Source organism: Streptomyces luteogriseus (genome assembly GCF_014205055.1).
Classification (GTDB): Bacteria; Actinomycetota; Actinomycetes; order Streptomycetales; family Streptomycetaceae; genus Streptomyces; species Streptomyces luteogriseus.
On the sequence record NZ_JACHMS010000001.1, the window covers coordinates 8,416,530 to 8,432,119 of the forward strand.

Annotated in this window: 14 protein-coding genes and 3 pseudogenes; 11 read left to right on the top strand and 6 right to left on the bottom strand. The window is 71.3% G+C overall.

All coding sequences use genetic code 11. The features are described 5' to 3' along the window. Positions 1 to 56 precede the first annotated feature (56 nt). Complete coding sequence (locus BJ965_RS37420) at positions 57 to 1,790, top strand: amylo-alpha-1,6-glucosidase (protein ID WP_184916048.1); 1,734 nt, start codon at positions 57 to 59, stop codon at positions 1,788 to 1,790. Between the two features lie 97 nt (positions 1,791 to 1,887). On the opposite strand, the gene ppk2 is transcribed toward BJ965_RS37420, so the two are convergent. Then, on the bottom strand, positions 1,888 to 2,691 hold the full coding sequence (gene ppk2 / locus BJ965_RS37425) for a polyphosphate kinase 2 (protein ID WP_184916051.1): 804 nt from the start codon (positions 2,689 to 2,691) through the stop codon (positions 1,888 to 1,890). Positions 2,692 to 2,944: 253 nt separating this feature from the next. Between ppk2 and BJ965_RS37430 the strand changes: the two genes are divergently transcribed. Then, a complete protein-coding gene (locus tag BJ965_RS37430) occupies positions 2,945 to 3,970 on the top strand; it encodes a 6-phosphofructokinase (protein WP_184916055.1) in 1,026 nt (341 codons plus the stop codon). Between the two features lie 4 nt (positions 3,971 to 3,974). Here the strand turns inward: BJ965_RS37430 and BJ965_RS37435 are convergent, their stop codons facing one another. The 3 genes and pseudogenes from BJ965_RS37435 to BJ965_RS37440 form a co-directional block, all read right to left on the bottom strand. Continuing rightward, positions 3,975 to 4,859: a universal stress protein gene (locus tag BJ965_RS37435; protein WP_184916058.1), complete on the bottom strand. Its 885-nt coding sequence runs from the start codon at positions 4,857 to 4,859 to the stop codon at positions 3,975 to 3,977. Between the two features lie 367 nt (positions 4,860 to 5,226). After that, positions 5,227 to 5,488, bottom strand: a pseudogene (locus BJ965_RS40555) (MerR family transcriptional regulator); the annotation flags it as partial. A 31-nt stretch (positions 5,489 to 5,519) separates the two neighbouring features. After that, the gene (locus BJ965_RS37440) at positions 5,520 to 6,191 is read right to left on the bottom strand and encodes a pyridoxamine 5'-phosphate oxidase family protein (protein ID WP_246546229.1); all 672 of its coding nucleotides are present in this window, start codon (positions 6,189 to 6,191) and stop codon (positions 5,520 to 5,522) included. 317 nt (positions 6,192 to 6,508) lie between these two features. On the opposite strand from BJ965_RS37440, the gene BJ965_RS37445 reads away from it, so the two are divergent. Next, the gene (locus BJ965_RS37445; RefSeq protein ID WP_184916063.1) at positions 6,509 to 7,072 is read left to right on the top strand and encodes a dihydrofolate reductase family protein; all 564 of its coding nucleotides are present in this window, start codon (positions 6,509 to 6,511) and stop codon (positions 7,070 to 7,072) included. An 83-nt stretch (positions 7,073 to 7,155) separates the two neighbouring features. Then, a complete protein-coding gene (locus BJ965_RS37450) occupies positions 7,156 to 7,758 on the top strand; it encodes a hypothetical protein (RefSeq protein WP_184916066.1) in 603 nt (200 codons plus the stop codon). An 87-nt stretch (positions 7,759 to 7,845) separates the two neighbouring features. On the opposite strand, the pseudogene BJ965_RS39715 reads toward BJ965_RS37450, so the two are convergent. Together BJ965_RS39715 and BJ965_RS37455 are read right to left on the bottom strand one after the other, a co-directional pair. After that, positions 7,846 to 8,148: pseudogene (locus BJ965_RS39715) on the bottom strand (coagulation factor 5/8 type domain-containing protein); the annotation flags it as partial. Position 8,149: 1 nt separating this feature from the next. Beyond that, a pseudogene (locus BJ965_RS37455) lies at positions 8,150 to 8,389 on the bottom strand (ricin-type beta-trefoil lectin domain protein); the annotation flags it as partial. 285 nt (positions 8,390 to 8,674) lie between these two features. On the opposite strand from BJ965_RS37455, the gene BJ965_RS37460 reads away from it, so the two are divergent. The 7 genes from BJ965_RS37460 (at position 8,675) to BJ965_RS37490 (ending at position 15,582) form a co-directional block, all read left to right on the top strand. Then, the gene (locus BJ965_RS37460) at positions 8,675 to 10,333 is read left to right on the top strand and encodes an FAD-dependent oxidoreductase (protein ID WP_184916069.1); all 1,659 of its coding nucleotides are present in this window, start codon (positions 8,675 to 8,677) and stop codon (positions 10,331 to 10,333) included. Positions 10,334 to 10,628: 295 nt separating this feature from the next. Continuing rightward, positions 10,629 to 11,786: a SchA/CurD-like domain-containing protein gene (locus BJ965_RS37465; RefSeq protein WP_184916072.1), complete on the top strand. Its 1,158-nt coding sequence runs from the start codon at positions 10,629 to 10,631 to the stop codon at positions 11,784 to 11,786. A gap of 68 nt (positions 11,787 to 11,854) precedes the next feature. Next, complete coding sequence (locus BJ965_RS37470; protein WP_030847753.1) at positions 11,855 to 12,298, top strand: cupin domain-containing protein; 444 nt, start codon at positions 11,855 to 11,857, stop codon at positions 12,296 to 12,298. After that, complete coding sequence (locus tag BJ965_RS37475) at positions 12,295 to 13,563, top strand: beta-ketoacyl-[acyl-carrier-protein] synthase family protein (RefSeq protein ID WP_184916075.1); 1,269 nt, start codon at positions 12,295 to 12,297, stop codon at positions 13,561 to 13,563. The genes BJ965_RS37470 and BJ965_RS37475 overlap by 4 nt, the downstream gene beginning before the upstream one ends. Further along, on the top strand, positions 13,560 to 14,813 hold the full coding sequence (locus BJ965_RS37480) for a ketosynthase chain-length factor (protein WP_184916079.1): 1,254 nt from the start codon (positions 13,560 to 13,562) through the stop codon (positions 14,811 to 14,813). The genes BJ965_RS37475 and BJ965_RS37480 overlap by 4 nt, the downstream gene beginning before the upstream one ends. 33 nt (positions 14,814 to 14,846) lie before the next feature. Next, positions 14,847 to 15,101 carry an acyl carrier protein gene (locus tag BJ965_RS37485; protein ID WP_031104670.1) on the top strand — a complete coding sequence of 85 codons (255 nt, stop codon included), beginning with the start codon at positions 14,847 to 14,849 and terminating at the stop codon, positions 15,099 to 15,101. Between the two features lies 1 nt (position 15,102). Next, positions 15,103 to 15,582, top strand: coding sequence for an SRPBCC family protein (locus BJ965_RS37490; protein ID WP_184916082.1), 480 nt, complete (start codon positions 15,103 to 15,105; stop codon positions 15,580 to 15,582). Positions 15,583 to 15,590 lie beyond the last annotated feature (8 nt).

Below are 15,590 nucleotides of genomic sequence, written 5' to 3' on the forward strand. Positions count from 1 at the left end.
GACCCGCATGCGCGTCAGCCGGCCGGTGACCCCTGCCCGAGAAACGAGTCAGCGTCATGACCGCCGCCCGATCCGGCCCGGCCTTCTCCGTCCACGACATCCCGTTCAGCACCCACGGATCCTGGTTCGACATCTCACCCGTGGTGGCCGAGAAGACCTACGCCGAGGACCTCCACCTCGTCTCCCACCAGAACGGCATGCACGCCGTCCTGCGCCTCGTCCCCCTCGACCCGGAGACGGGCGACCGGGCCGGCACCCGCGTCGAGACCACACCGGGCCTGCTCAGCTGGACCGGCGAGACCGGACGCATCGACCTCGCCTACGAGTCGCCCGACACCGTGCGCCTGCGGGGGAGCGGCCTGGGCATCGGCGTCGGGGCGGCCGCGCAGACCCTCACCCCGTTCAGCGGAACGTACTTCTTCCGCGACCCGGCCGCCGACGCGCACGTGTTCACCTCCTACGAGACCGGACGCCGCTACCGCGTCACCGTGCTGTCCGGCACCGTCACCGAGGCCGGCACCCAGACCCTGGGCGGCGGCCATCGCGGCATCACGCTGACCGCGGAGGCGAAGGGCCCCTGGGAGATCGCGATCGAGGAACTCGACGCCGCCCGCCCGCCGTACGCGTCCCCGGCGACGTTCGACGCGATCACCGAGTCCGCACAGAGCTCGTTCGCGGAGTTCGTCGACCAGGTGGCCCCATGGCGCTCTGCCGCCACCCCCGCCGCCGAACTCGCCGCCTACGTCGTCTGGTCGGCGACCGTGCGTCCCACCGGGCTGGTCACCCGGCCCGCGGTGCTGATGTCCAAGCACTGGATGGACAAAGTCTGGAGCTGGGACCACTGCTTCAACGCCCTCGCCCTCGCTCCCGGTTGCCCCGAACTGGCCCTGGACCAGTTCGCCCTGCCCTTCGACCACCAGGACGACAGCGGAGCCCTGCCCGACTCGGTCACCCACTCCGAGGTTCTCTACAACTTCGTCAAACCGCCCATCCACGGCTGGACCTTCGGCCACCTGCGCCGCCGCCTGCCGACCCCTCCCGGCCCCGCCGAGCTCGCCGAGACCTACGGACGGCTGGAACGCTGGACGCGCTTCTGGCTCACCGCCCGGCGAGCCCCCGGCGCCGACCTGCCCCACTATCAGCACGGCAACGACAGCGGCTGGGACAACGCCACCACCTTCGACCCCGCGCGGGTCGTCGAAAGCGCCGACCTGGCGGCTTTCCTCGTCCTCCAGCTGCGCGAACTGGCCACCCTGGCCACCGCATTGGACAAGGCGGACGAGGCCATCCGCTGGACCCGGACCGCCGAGGAGACACAGGCGGCACTGCTGGACCAACTCTGGGCCACCGACGGATTCGTGGCCCGGGCGGTCGACACCGGGGAGACCTGGAGCAGCTCCAGCCTCCTCGACCTGATGCCCGTCGTCCTCGGCGAACACCTGCCCGCCGATGTCAGCAGCACCCTGGCCGACCACATCAAGGCCCACCTCACGCCGTACGGTCTGGCCACCGAACTGCCCACCTCACCGCACTACCTCGCCGACGGCTACTGGCGCGGGCCCATCTGGGCCCCCGCCACCGTGCTCATCGAGGACGGCCTGCGCCGCGCCGGCCACGAGCGCCTCGCGGACGACATCAGCGCGCGCTTCCGCGCCCTGTGCGAAACCCACGGCTTCGCCGAGAACTTCGACGCGCTCACCGGAACGGGCCTGCGCGACCGCGCCTACACCTGGACCGCCAGCAGCTATCTCCTCCTCGCCGAAGCACACGCGCGCCGGGACGCCGGCTGACCGGCCGCCTCCCACACCGACGCCGGGACCACCGCGGGCCCCGGCCCCTTCCCTCACCCCGGTCGCCACCCTCCACGGCCCCGCGGCACGACGTCCCTCACAGCCGGGCCGCGTGGTCGGGGACGTATGTCTGCAGGTCGCGTGGCGGGCGCTGGTAGCCGGTCGACGGGGGGCGGTCCGGCAGCTCCAGCACCGGAGGGGGCACCTCGTGGTACGGCACGGATTCCAGCAGATGGGCGATCATGTTCAGCCGGGCGCGGCGCTTGTCGTCGCTCTCGACGACGTACCACGGGGCCTCCGTGATGTCGGTGTGCACCATCATCTCGTCCTTCGCCCGTGAATACGCCTCCCACCGGCTGATCGACTCCAGGTCCATCGGCGACAGCTTCCAGTGCCGCAGTGGATCCTCCAGACGTCGGCGGAACCGCTCCTGCTGCTCGGTGTCGCTCACCGAGAACCAGTATTTGCGCAGCAGGATGCCGTCCTCGGTCAGCATTCGCTCGAAGATCGGGCACTGGCGCAGGAAGAGCTGGTACTCCTCCTTCGAGCAGAAGCCCATCACATGCTCGACACCGGCCCGGTTGTACCAGGACCGGTCGAACAGCACGATCTCCCCGGCGGCCGGCAGGTGCTCGACGTACCGCTGGAAGTACCACTGGGTGCGCTGGCGCTCGGTGGGTTTCGGCAGCGCCGCGATCCGCGCGACGCGCGGGTTGAGGTGTTCGGCGACCCGTTTGATGGTGCCGCCCTTGCCGGCCGCGTCCCGCCCCTCGAAGACGACGACCAGCCGCGCGCCCTCGGCGCGCACCCATTCCTGGAGCTTCACCAACTCCGTCTGCAGGCGCAGCAGTTCCTTCTCGTACGCCTTGCGCGGCACCTTCGCCGCCCGCTCGTTCGTCATGCCGCCTCCGCGCGCCGCGCTGCCGTCGGGCCTCCGTTCCAGCACCGTACTGTCCTGCCGGCAGCCGCGCACCGCGTGTGGCTCCGCCGGCGGCGACACACATGACCTTCGCCGGAAGGGCCCGCCCGAGTGGCCACCGCAGATCGAATCGAGGGAGGCTGGAGGAAGACGGCGCCTGCGAGGGCCGGCAGCGGTCTCCGGTCGCCGTGAGTGGCGCGAGCGGACGAGGTGTGCGGCGGATGGGAGAAAGGCCATGAGGGTCGGAGTACTGACCGGCGGCGGTGACTGCCCCGGCCTCAACGCCGTGATCCGCAGTGTCGTCCGCAAGGGCGTCCAGGAATACGCGTTCGACTTCGTCGGTGTGCGGGACGGCTGGCTCGGCCTGCTCAAGAACGACGTCGTTCCGCTGGACGTCTCCCGTGTCCGGGGGATTCTCCCCCGCGGCGGGACCATCCTCGGGTCCTCCCGCACGAACCCGTTCAAGCACGAGGACGGGCTGCAACGGGTACGGGACACCCTCGCCTCGCACGAGGTGGACGCGCTCGTCGTGATCGGCGGAGAGGACACGCTGGGGGCGGCCACGGAGCTCAGCAGGCACGGGATCAACATCGTCGGTGTGCCGAAGACCATCGACAACGACGTCTCGGGCACCGACTACACCTTCGGATTCGACACCGCCGTCGGTATCGCGACGGAGGCCATCGACCGTCTCCACACCACCGCGGAGTCGCACATGCGAGCCCTCGTGGTGGAGGTCATGGGACGGCACTCGGGGTGGATCGCCCTGCACGCCGGCATCGCCGGCGGCGCCAACGTGATCCTCATCCCGGAGCGCCCCTTCGACATCGATCAGGTCTGTGAGCTGGTGAAGCGCCGGTTCGAGATCAACTACGCGCCGATCGTCGTCGTGGCCGAAGGCGCGGCTCCCAAGGAGGGACAGCTGGTGGTCAAGGACCGGTCCCTGGACGAGTTCGGCCATGTACGGCTGTCCGGCATCGGAGAGTGGCTGGCCCAGGAGATCTCGGCCCGCACCGAGAAGGACGCCCGCACCACGGTCCTCGGCCACATCCAGCGCGGCGGCACACCGAGCGCCTTCGACCGGTGGCTCGCCACCCGGTTCGGACTGCATGCCATCGACGCGGTCAAGGAGGGCGACTTCGGCCGCATGGTCGCCCTGCGGGGCACGCGGATCGTCCGCGTCCCCCTCGTGGAGGCCACCGCGCAGAACAAGGTGGTGGATCCGTCGCTGTACGACGAGTTCGAGGCCTTCTACGGCTGAGCCGTCACCCTCCGTGCGGCACGACCGCGACCGGACAGCGGGCGTGGTGCAGTACGGCGTGGGCGACGGGCCCCAGACGGCCTTCCGCCGCGCGTGGGTCGGCGCGGCGCCCCACGACGAGCAGGTCCGCACTCCGGGAGGCGTTCAGGAGCGCTTCCGCGGGGTGGAGCAGCATGAGATCGCCGGCGACGGTCACGCCGGGGTACTTCTCCTGCCACGGGCGCAGGACGTCGGACAGCCGCAGAACCTCCTGGTCCTCCCAGCTCGCCCGGTCCTCCGCGGTCACCACCAGGATCCGTGCCGAGACGGATTCGGCGGGAAAGGCCCAGGCCTGCACCACGTGCAGTCGCGCGGTGTGTGCATCGGCCGCCGAGAACGCGAAGTCGGCCACCTCACCGACCGGCCGGTGCGCGTCAAACCCCAGGACGACCTGGCGGGTGCTGTACGCGGCCGGGCCTCCCTCTGCGAGGGTGGGGTCGTGCGGGACGAGCACGACGGGGCAGGGGGCCGCTGCCGCCGCCCGCAGAGCCACCGAGCCCACCGCCAGCCCCTCGAATCCGCCCGTTCCGCGCATACCGGCGACGAGGAGCCCCGCATCACGTGCCGCGGCGACGAGAGCCACGGCCGGGGCGTCGTCGGTCTGCACGCTCTCCACCGGGAGGTCGGGGTATCGGTCGGCGAGGTCCGCGACCGTCCGTCGGAGCAACTGCGCGCCGATGTCGCGCAGGCGGTCCAGGGCCGCACCCGGAACGACGGCTCCGGGGAGCCGCGGAGATGCGTGCAGCAGCCGCAGCGGGACGCCGCGCAGCACCGCCTCCCACGCTGCCCGGTCGGCCGCCGCCGCGGCGCGCTCGGACCCGTCGATGCCCACCAGCACAGGAAGACGCATCCCGGCCTCCTCGGTCCGGCCCGCTCCCGCGCGGGCTCCCGGCCCATGCCCTCCTCCACTGTTCCACGGAGGGACGGCTCCGGCGCCCGGACCGGACACGGAGGCGGCCACAGCGGCAGCCCGCCCCCGGTCACGCGAAACCGTCCACGCCCACGATCATGCGACCAGGCCCGGGACGGCAGGTCGGTGTCGAGCCTGTCGGCGGGCACTCGCCCGATGCGCGTCCAGCCCCGCTCCTCCGGGATCGCCACCACTGCTCGACGCCCGGTGATGGACTCGGCCATGGCCGAGTCCATCAGGTCGACGAACGGGGCGTCGAAGCCGTCGGCACCCGCCCCACCCGCCTCCACGGCGCGCATCATCAGGTCTCCTCGACGCCGGGACCGCGCAGCCGGTCGAGACAGCCCACGACGCTCCGCGGGAGCGCCGGGTGTTCCCCGGCGGCGAGCCGTGCGGGCCGTTCGCGGCTGTCCGCCGGCATCGGCCAGGGTGCGGACCCGGATCAGCCGCACGGCGGCGGCGTCGGTGCTCCGGTACCCGGTGTGGTCGCGCTCGGGCTCCGGCAGCAGCCCGATCCGATGGCAGTGACGTGTGCGGGCTGCCTGTGATGCGCATACGGCGCGCGTCAGGCACTACCGGTGATCCGGACCCCGGCCCGGATCACCGCACGGCCTGGCTGTGTCTCGCGTTCGCCGTCTCGAAGTAGTCGCCGCCCTTGCGTTTGACGTCGTCCGTGCCCCAGGCCTGTTCGCCGACGGTCGCCGTGGTGGCCTCTGCTTCGGTCCGCGGCCGCAGGGGCGCCCGGACCAGCCTCGGTATGTGCTTCGAGCAGTGGATGTAAGCCTCTTCGACCTCGACTTCGACCCACATCTGAGGGCGGCGCCCGGGCAGTGGGTCGGCGGGCAGTCCGGGATGGCTCCGACGCATGCTGTCGTCGGTGACCAGGCGGGCCCGGCCGTTGACGTGCAGCCCGATGCGATCCACGGAGAAGTCGATCATCAGCAGGCCGACGTGCGGGTTCTCCCGGATGTTGCCGAGCGAGGCCATGACGCCGTTGCCCCGGTACTCCGGGTAGGCGAGGGTCGTGTCATCGAGGACGTGGAGAAAACCGGCCGGGCCGGCCCGGAAGGTGCTGTCGCACTGCCCGGTGCTGTCCGATGTGGCGAGGAAGAACATCTCCTGGCGGGCGACGAACTCCCTCATCCGGGGGTTGAGCCGGTCCACCACCTGTTCGTCGTAGAAGCGATCAGCGCGACCCGTGGTGCCCAAAGCGCGCTGCATCTCGTGCTCTCCGCGGCTGCCGGGCCGGTCCGCCCGCTCGTCCTGGTGCAACGGTCCTCCTGACAGGCGAACCAACGCCTGTGTTCGAGCCCTGCTCCGGTGGTCCTCCGGCGCAGCTGACTCTGCCGGTCCCTCCGAGGCCGAACAGCACTGATCGGCCACGCACATGAGGGTAGAGCAGACCGTGCGGTCGTTCCGGCGGGGGAGGGGAGAGCGGTTGCGCTCCATCTGCCGGGGGCTCCTTGGGCCGGCCGAACTGCCGACCTCCCCAGGGGCGCCCCTGGACGCCGTGCGGGGCCCGTGAGTCGTGATGCGCTCTGCGGCACCGGCGGTCGTACGGTGGAACCCGCCCCCGAGGAGGACTTCTGATGCGCAGCGTGACCTACTCGATGAACGTCTCACTCGACGGCTACATCGTCGGGCCGGACGGCGACTTCAACTGGACGGGGCCGGACGACGACGTGTTTCGCTTCTGGATCGACGAGATCCGGGAGGTCGGCGTCCATCTGCTGGGACGACGGCTGTACGAGACGATGCTGTACTGGGAGACCGCCGATCAGGATCCTTCGCTCGACGACTCCAAGCTCGAATGGGCCGCGCTCTGGAACCCGCTCCCGAAGGTGGTGTTCTCCACCACGCTGTCGTCGGTACAGGGCAACGCCCGACTGGCTTCCGGCGATGTCGCTGAGGAGATCGCGCGGTTGCGGTCCGAGCCCGGGGAGGGTGACATCGCGATCGGCGGCGCGACCCTCGCCGCCCAGGCGGCCGAGGCGGGGCTGATCGACGAGTACCGGACCGTCGTCTACCCCGTACTGGTCGGCGGCGGCATTCCGTTCTTCCCCCGGCACGAGCGCCGGGTGGATCTCGCACTCGTCGAGACCCACACCTTCGGCTCGGGCGTCGTCTACCTCCGCCACCGCGTGGCGCGCTGAACCTCCGGCCCGTCGTCTTACAGGTGTCTTACGCCCTCCTGGCAGTCCCCTCAGCGCACCGGGAACTCTCCTACGGTGTCCCGATGACATCCTTCCCCGCGCTGCGCACCACGGCACTGGTGACCGTCGCCCCTCTGGTGCTGGCGGCGGCAGGTGCGATGCATCCAGCGCATCTGACCGCGGCGACAGCGGGCCACTGGGTGGCGCTGCACATCGCCCTGTTGCCCGTCTTCCCCTTCCTGGCGCTCGGCCTGGTCCTGCCCCTGCGGGGGACACGGTGGCGCGGCGTCGAAGGCGCCCTCGCCCTGCTCGCCTGTGCCGGCTCCCTCTGCTACGCCGCGTACTACGCCGGACTCGACGCCGTGGCCGGGATATCGGCCGGTGCGGTGGTCGAGCACGGCGTCCACGGGGCGGCCGGGCGGCTGTTCGCGACCGGTGACGAGCTGGGCCGGGCCGGTGTGTACGGACTGATCGTGGCCGTGCTCGCCACGAGCGCGCTGCTCTGGCGCCGGCACGGCGTAAGGGTGTTGCCGGGTGCCGCGGTTCTGCTGGCCGCTTGCTGGTCGTTCCTGGACAGTCACATCTTCTGGCCCCGGGGAGTCGTCACCATGCTCGGTTTCGCGCTGGGCTTCGCTCTGCTGACCGCCGCCCGCCAGACCGACAGGCCTGAGCCGCCTCACGGGTAGCTCACCAGGTTCGCCACGTTGGTCGAGGAGTTCGACGGGCCGCCGCGGTCGTTGATGACGTGCCGGATGGTCCCGGTGCCGCCGAGCTCCGGTGTCGCCGGTGTTGGTGTTCCAGCCGATGCCGGTGCCGTGGTCGCCGCGCCAGATCCACATGTGGTCGCCGATGACGTCGTCGCTGTTGACGACCAGGCTGGTCGTCGCCTTGCCGACGGCCGCACCGCCGACGCGGAAGTACACGTCGTGCAGGGAGGTCGGGTTCGCCGCGTGGTCCGCGGTGGATCCGGCCGGGCCGACCTCCATCAGGGTCTGCGAGTTGGTGGTGCCGGCGTCGAAGAGGACGCCCGCGATCTTCACCCCGTCGACGTCGGCGACGGTCATGGCGGTGATGCCGCACGTCGAGACACTTGCCGAGCGCACGGACGGTGCCGTCGCCGCCCACGGTCCATTGCTGGGCGGTGGTGCCGTTGCAGTCGTAGAGCTGGACGGCGGTGCCGTTCACCGTGGCGGCGCCCGCGACGTCCACGCACTTTCCGCCGGTCCCGGTGATCTGTCCCGTGGCCGCTGCGGCGCCGCTCGCGGGAACCCCGCCCGGACCGACGAGGAGGAACGCTGCCGCGGCGGCGCCCAGCACGTGGTACAGGCCAACCGGAGCGAGGCCGACGTCGCGCCGCAGCCGCGACGACAGGAAGACGTCCTCGTCGCCGTAGCACCGCCCCGCGCCGGGTTCGCTCCCTCGATCACCAGCCCGGTGGCGTCGACGTCGGCCAGGCGCAGGAGGACGGCGCCCACGGGGACCCGCCCGCGCCGCGGCGCAGGCGGGTGAAGCCTGAGCCGCCGTCAGCTTCCCGGGGCATGCATGAGGATCTCCGCCGTATCCGGCCGGGTCGGCGGCATCGACGCGCTGGAGGCGAGATTGATGAACGAACGAGCCGGACGGACGGGCCCCCACACCATCAGCGTCCCGGTCCTCATCGTGGGCGGCTCCCTGGTCGGCCTGTCCACCTCGTTGTTCCTGGGACGGCTCGGAGTGCCCCACGTGCTGGTGGAGCGCCACGCAGGCACCTCCATCCACCCGCGCGGGCGCGGCAACAACGTCCGCACCATGGAACTGTTCCGGGTGGCGGGTGTCGAGAACGGGATCAAGGACGCGGCCGCCACCCTGGCCGTCAACCACGGCATCCTCCAGACGCCCACCCTGGTCGGCGACGCCGGCGAGTGGTTGTTCAGGGACATCGACCCGGGCGGCGGCCTCGCCCGCTTCAGCCCCAGCGCCTGGTGCCTGTGCAGCCAGAACGACCTCGAACCGGTGCTGCTCGACCATGCCCGCGCGCACGGAGGCGACCTGCGCTTCTCCACCGAACTGATGTCGTTCGACAGCGACCCCACCGGTGTGACCGCCGTAGTCAAGAGCCGCGAGACGGGTGAGCACACCACCATCCGTGCGGACTACCTCGTCGCCGCGGACGGCCCGCGCAGCCCCGTGCGCGAACAACTCGGCATCACCCAGAGCGGTCCCGGCGACCTGTTCCACAACGTCAGCCTCACGTTCCGCTCCCGCGCGCTCGCCGACGTCGTGGGGGACCGGCACTTCATCGTCTGCTACCTGACGAACCCGGAGGCCGACGGCGCCCTGCTGCCGGTGGACAACCGCGAGAACTGGGTCTTCCACGCCCCCTGGCACCCGGAGAACGGGGAATCCCTGGAGGAGTTCACGGACGAGCGATGCGTCGAGCACATCCGCCGGGCGGTCGGGGTCGCCGACCTCGACGTGGAGATCACCGGCAAGGCGCCCTGGCACGCCGCTCAGCGCGTCGCCCGCAGCTACCGGTCGGGGCGTGTGTTCCTGGCCGGTGACTCGGCGCACGAGATGTCGCCCACCGGGGCCTTCGGTTCCAACACCGGTATCCAGGACGCGCACAACCTCGCCTGGAAGCTGGCCGCGGTGGTCGACGGCTGGGCGGGGGAGGGGCTGCTGGACACGTACGACGCCGAGCGCCGTCCCGTGGCCGAGGCCACCAGCGCGCGCGCCGCGGCCCGGTCCGCCGAGCACAGCCACCCCGGATTCGCCCCGCCCCCCGCAGCGGGCGGCGGTGGCCCGCAGAAGGGCATCCTCAACGTGGCCCTCGGCTACCGCTACCCGCAGGGTGCCGTCGCCGGCGCCGATCCGGCGGTCCCGGTGGTGCCGGAGCGCCTCGACCTGAGCGGAGAACCGGGCAGCAGGGCGCCCCACCTGTGGGTGCGCCGAGGGGACGAACGGCTCTCGACGCTCGACCTGTACGAGCGGTCCCTCGTGCTGCTCAGTGACGCCGCTGAGCCGAACGAGTGGCACGAGGCGGCCGTCCGGCTCGCCGACAGGCTGTCCCTTCCGCTCAGGTCGTACCGGGTGGGCGCCGCAGCCCACGCCGACCTCGTAGCGGAGGACGACGCCGACTGGGCCGAGCGCCACGGCACGGGCCCCGGGGGCGCCGTACTCGTCCGGCCCGACGGGTTCGTCGCATGGCGGTCGCAGGGGCGGGAAGCGGATGCCGAGGCGGTACTGCACCAGGTGTTGAGGACCGCGCTGGCAGTCGCCTGAGATCGCTGCTCTGCCGGCGGGGCGGTCGACCGGAGGAAGGTCGACCGCCCCGCCGCGGCGGGGGGCCGGTCGACGCGTTCGTCACCTGTGCGGGGGAGTGCGGCCCGGCGGGCCGTGACCGCGCGGATCGCCCGGACCGCCCCGGCTCATCTCGCACCGGCCGTCCCCCCGCCCTTCACTCGCGTACGCCGTCCGAGTCGCGCGATGTGCGGGGGCGGCCACAGGATCGAGGAACGCCGACGTCGCACGACCGCGACCGGCGCTCACTTTCCCCTCCGCGAAGGAGATGTGCGGGATGACCACCACGTCCGAACGGGTGGAAGGTTCGCGTGCGCGACAGGCGTCGCACCATGTCTCCCAGTCCGTGTTCGACGGTTCCCGGCTGCGCGTCGTCCTCTTGGTCGACGTCCACGACGGGGCCCAGCACCAGTTCCTCGAAGCCTACGAACAGTTGTGCAACCAGGTCGCGTCCGTGCCCGGGCATGTCAGCGACCAGCTGTGCCAGTCGATCGAGAACCCTTCCCAGTGGCTCATCACGAGCGAGTGGGAGAGTGCCCCGCCCTTCCTGGCCTGGGTCAACAGCGAGGAGCACGTGCGGATGGTGGAGCCGCTGCACAGCTGCGTCCGCGACACCCGGTCGCTGCGCTTCCACGTGGTGCGCGAGACCGGCGGCCCGGCCACGGGCATCGACCAGGCGGACCGCAGGCTCCAGACGGCGCCCAGGATCGGTGACGGCGTGATCCGGCACGCGCTCACCTTCACCGTGAAGCCGGGCAGCGAGGAGATCGTCGCCAAGATCCTCGCCGACTACGACTCGCCCGAGCCGAAGGTCGACGACACCACGCGCCTGTGCCGCACCTCGCTCTTCATGCACGGCAACCGGGTGGTGCGGGCCGTCGAGGTACGCGGCGACCTGCTGGCCGCGCTGCGCCACGTCGCCCGGCAGCCCGAGGTACGGGCCGTCGAAGAGGCCATCAACCCCCATCTGGAGCAGGACCGGGACCTCAACGACCCCGAGTCCGCCCGGGTCTTCTTCACCCGGGCCGCACTGCCGGCCGTCCACCACGTGATGGCGGAGCGGCAGAACCCGCAGGCCGAGCGGTACGCCCTGTACTACCCGGCGCGGCCGGAGCGGGGGATGCAGCTCGCCGAACTCCTGGCCCATCGTGACGAGGCGGCGGCGGACGACCCGCGCAGCCCGGTCCTGCGCAGCACGATCTTCCAGCGCGACGACGTCGTCGTACGGCTGATCGACGTGCACGGCGGACTCGAGGCGGCCGACCCCGCCCGGATTCTCGGTCTGTCCGACTCGGCACAGGTGGCCGAGCTGACGACGCTCCTGGACGACACCGCGGACATGGACGTGGCCGCGTCGAAGGACAGCAGCCTCGCGCGCCTCCTCGAACTGGCGCGCATGGATCTCGTCACCGACCGTCGGTCGCCCGACGCCTGATTCGCCATCCGGTGGGGGAGGCGCTGCCGCCTCTCCCACGTTGGCGCAGCACCTCAACGGAGGAACCCGTGATCACATCTCGTCCCAACATCGTGAGCCTGAGCGACGTCGAGCCCAACCGCCGGCGAGGCGGTGATCTGCGCGCCATGCTCACTCCGGCCGCGGTGGGCGCCACCAGTGGATTCATGGGCGTGGCCCTCATCGAGCCCGGTGACCGCATCGGTGAGCACTACCACCCGTACTCCGAGGAGTTCGTGTATGTGGTGTGCGGGCAGCTCGAGGTGGACCTGGACGGCGAGCCGCACCCGCTCCAGCCCGAGCAGGGGCTGCTGATCCCCGTCAACATGCGCCACCGCTTCCGCAACGTCGGCAACGTGGAGGCCCGGCTGGTCTTCCACCTCGGCCCCCTGGCCCCGAGTCCGCCGCTCGGCCACGTCGACACCGAGGAGACCGACGTCCAGTCCGCGGTGGTGGGAGCGGAGGCGGCCGAACGACGTCAGGTCCGGTCATGACGAGACGAGTGGCGGTCACCGGTATAGGTATCGTCGCCCCCGGCGGCATAGGTGTGCCGGCGTTCTGGGACCTCCTGACGGCCGGACGCACGGCGACCCGGGCCATCACCTTCTTCGACCCGACCGGTCTGCGTTCGCGGATCGCCGCCGAGTGCGACTTCGACCCCGCCGCCCACGGCCTGGACGAGCGGGAGACGGAACGCAGCGACCGCTACATCCAGTTCGCCCTGGTCGCGGGGGACGAGGCGGTACGGGACGCCGGTCTCGACCTCGCCGCCGAGGACCCGTGGCGGGTCGGCGTCTCGCTGGGCACGGCGGTCGGTGGCACCACCCGGCTGGAGAAGGACTACGTCCTGGTCAGCCACGGCGGGCAGCGCTGGGACGTGGACCACAGGGAAGCGGGCCCCGAGCTGCACCGCGCCTTCACGCCCGGCTCGCTCGCCTCGACCGTGGCGGAGCGGTTCGGGGCGCGTGGCCCGGTGCAGACCGTGTCCACGGGCTGCACCTCAGGGCTCGACGCGGTCGGGTACGCCTTCCACACCGTGGAGGAGGGTCGCGCCGACATCTGCATCACCGGCGCCTCCGACTCGCCGATCTCCCCGATCACCATGGCCTGCTTCGACGCGATCAAGGCCACCTCCCCGAACAACGACGACCCGGCCCACGCCTCGCGCCCCTTCGACGCCGACCGCAACGGCTTCGTGATGGGCGAGGGCGGAGCCGTACTCGTCCTGGAGGAGCTGGAGCACGCCAGGGCCCGCGGCGCTCGCGTGTACTGCGAGATCGGCGGCTACGCCACCTTCGGCAACGCCTACCACATGACCGGTCTCACCAGCGAGGGCCTGGAGATGGCCCGCGCCATCGAGGACGCCCTCGACCACGCACGGCTCGACCCCACGGCGGTCGACTACGTCAACGCGCACGGCTCGGGCACCAAGCAGAACGACCGCCACGAGACCGCCGCGGTCAAACGGGTGCTGGGACCGCACGCCTACGAAACCCCCATGAGTTCCATCAAGTCGATGGTGGGCCACTCCCTGGGCGCCATCGGAGCGATCGAACTCGTCGCCTGCGTGCTGGCCCTGACCCACCAGGTGGTACCGCCGACCGCGAACTACGAGACCCCCGACCCCGAGTGCGACCTGGACTACGTCCCCCGCGTGGCCCGCGAGCGCAAGCTCGACAGCGTGCTCTCGGTGGGCAGCGGCTTCGGCGGGTTCCAGTCCGCGGTGGTCATGAACCGGCCGAGGGAGAAGTCACGATGAGCGAACCTCGTCCACGGCGCGCGGCCGTCACGGGAATCGGTGTGGTCGCGCCCAACGGATCCAGCACCGAGATCTTCTGGAAGTCCACCAGGGAGGGCCTCAGCGTCCTGGACCGCGTCACCCGGGAGGGCTGTGAGGATCTGCCGCTGCGGGTGGCCGGCCAGGTGCGCGACTTCGACCCCTCGGCGGCGATCGAGGAGCGCTTCCTGGTCCAGACCGACCGGTTCACGCACTTCGCGATGGCCGCGGCCGACCTCGCGCTGGACGACGCCCGGCTCCCCCGGTCCGTGACCGACGAAGTGCCGTTCTCGGTGGGCGTCGTCACCGCGGCCGGTTCCGGCGGCGGCGAGTTCGGACAGCGTGAGCTCCAGCAGCTGTGGGGCAAGGGCAGCCGCTTCGTCGGCCCCTACCAGTCCATCGCCTGGTTCTACGCCGCCAGCACCGGCCAGATCTCCATCCGCCGGGGCTTCAAGGGCCCCTGCTCGGTCGTCGCGGCCGACGAGGCCGGCGGCCTGGACGCCCTCGCCCACGCGGCACGAGCTGTACGGCGCGGCACCGATGTGATCGTGGCCGGCGCGACGGAGGCGCCGATCGCGCCCTACTCGGTGGTCTGCCAGCTCGGCTACGAGGAACTCAGCACGCTCGACGATCCGACCCGTGCCTACCGCCCCTTCACCTCCACGGCCTGCGGGTTCGTGCCCGCCGAGGGCGGCGCCATGGTCGTGGTGGAGACGGAGAGCACGGCCCGGGAACGGGGCGCGCCCGTGCGGGCCCACCTGGCCGGACACGCGGCGACCTTCACGGGAGCCTCCCGCTGGGAGGAGTCCCGGGAAGGGCTCGCCCAGGCAATCCGGGGCGCCCTGGCGGAGGCCGACTGCGCCCCCGAGGAGATCGACGTGGTCTTCGCCGACGCCCTCGGGGTACCGCAGGCGGACCGCGCCGAGGCCCTGGCCATCGCCGACGCTCTCGGGGCCCATGGCGCCCGGGTACCCGTCACCGCGCCGAAGACCGGGATCGGCCGGGGTTACTGCGCCGCGCCGCTGATGGACGTCGCGGCGGCGGTGCTCTCGATGGAGCACGGCCTGATCCCGCCCACCCCCAACGTCTTCGACATCTGCCACGACCTCGACCTCGTGACCGGCCGGGCCCGTACCACCGAGGTACGCACGGCCCTGGTGCTGAGCCGTGGGCTCATGGGGTCGAACTCGGCGCTGGTGCTGCGGCACGGCGCCACCGACGCCTCGTCCTGAGGCGCCGTGGAACAGGCAAGGAAGGTAACTCGCATGACTGACCGCATCACGGTGGAAGAACTCGCCGAACTCATGAAGAAGTGCACCGGGGTCACCGTCACTCCGGAGGAACTCCGCCGCGACGAGACGGCCTTCGAGCAGCTCGGCGTCGACTCGCTGGGCCTGCTGGGCATCGTGGGCGAACTGGAGAACCGGTACGGCACGCCGATGCCGACCGACGCCGAACGCTCCAAGACACCCCGGCAGTTCCTCGACCTCGTCAACGGTGCCCTCCTGGCAGGAGCGTGACATGGCCGGACACACGCAGAACGAGATCACCATCGCGGCACCCGTGGACCTGGTCTGGGAGGTGACCAACGACCTGGAGAACTGGCCGCAGCTGTTCAGCGAGTACGCCTCCGTCGAGATCATCTCCCGGGAAGGCCACAAGACGACCTTCCGGCTGACGATGCACCCGGACGAGAACGGCACCGTGTGGAGCTGGGTCTCCGAGCGCGAGCCGGACCGTGAAACGCTCACCGTCAGGGCCCGCCGCGTCGAGACGGGTCCGTTCGACCACATGAACATCCACTGGCGGTACGAGGAGGTGCCCGCCGGCACGCGGATGGTCTGGACGCAGGACTTCGCGATGAAGCCGGAGGCACCCGTCGACGACGCGTGGATGACGGACAACATCAACCGGAACTCGAAGGTGCAGATGGGTCTGATCCGCGACCGCATCGAGAAGATCGCCGCCGAGCGCGGTGCGAGTGCCGGTCTGACCGACTGAGCCGGACG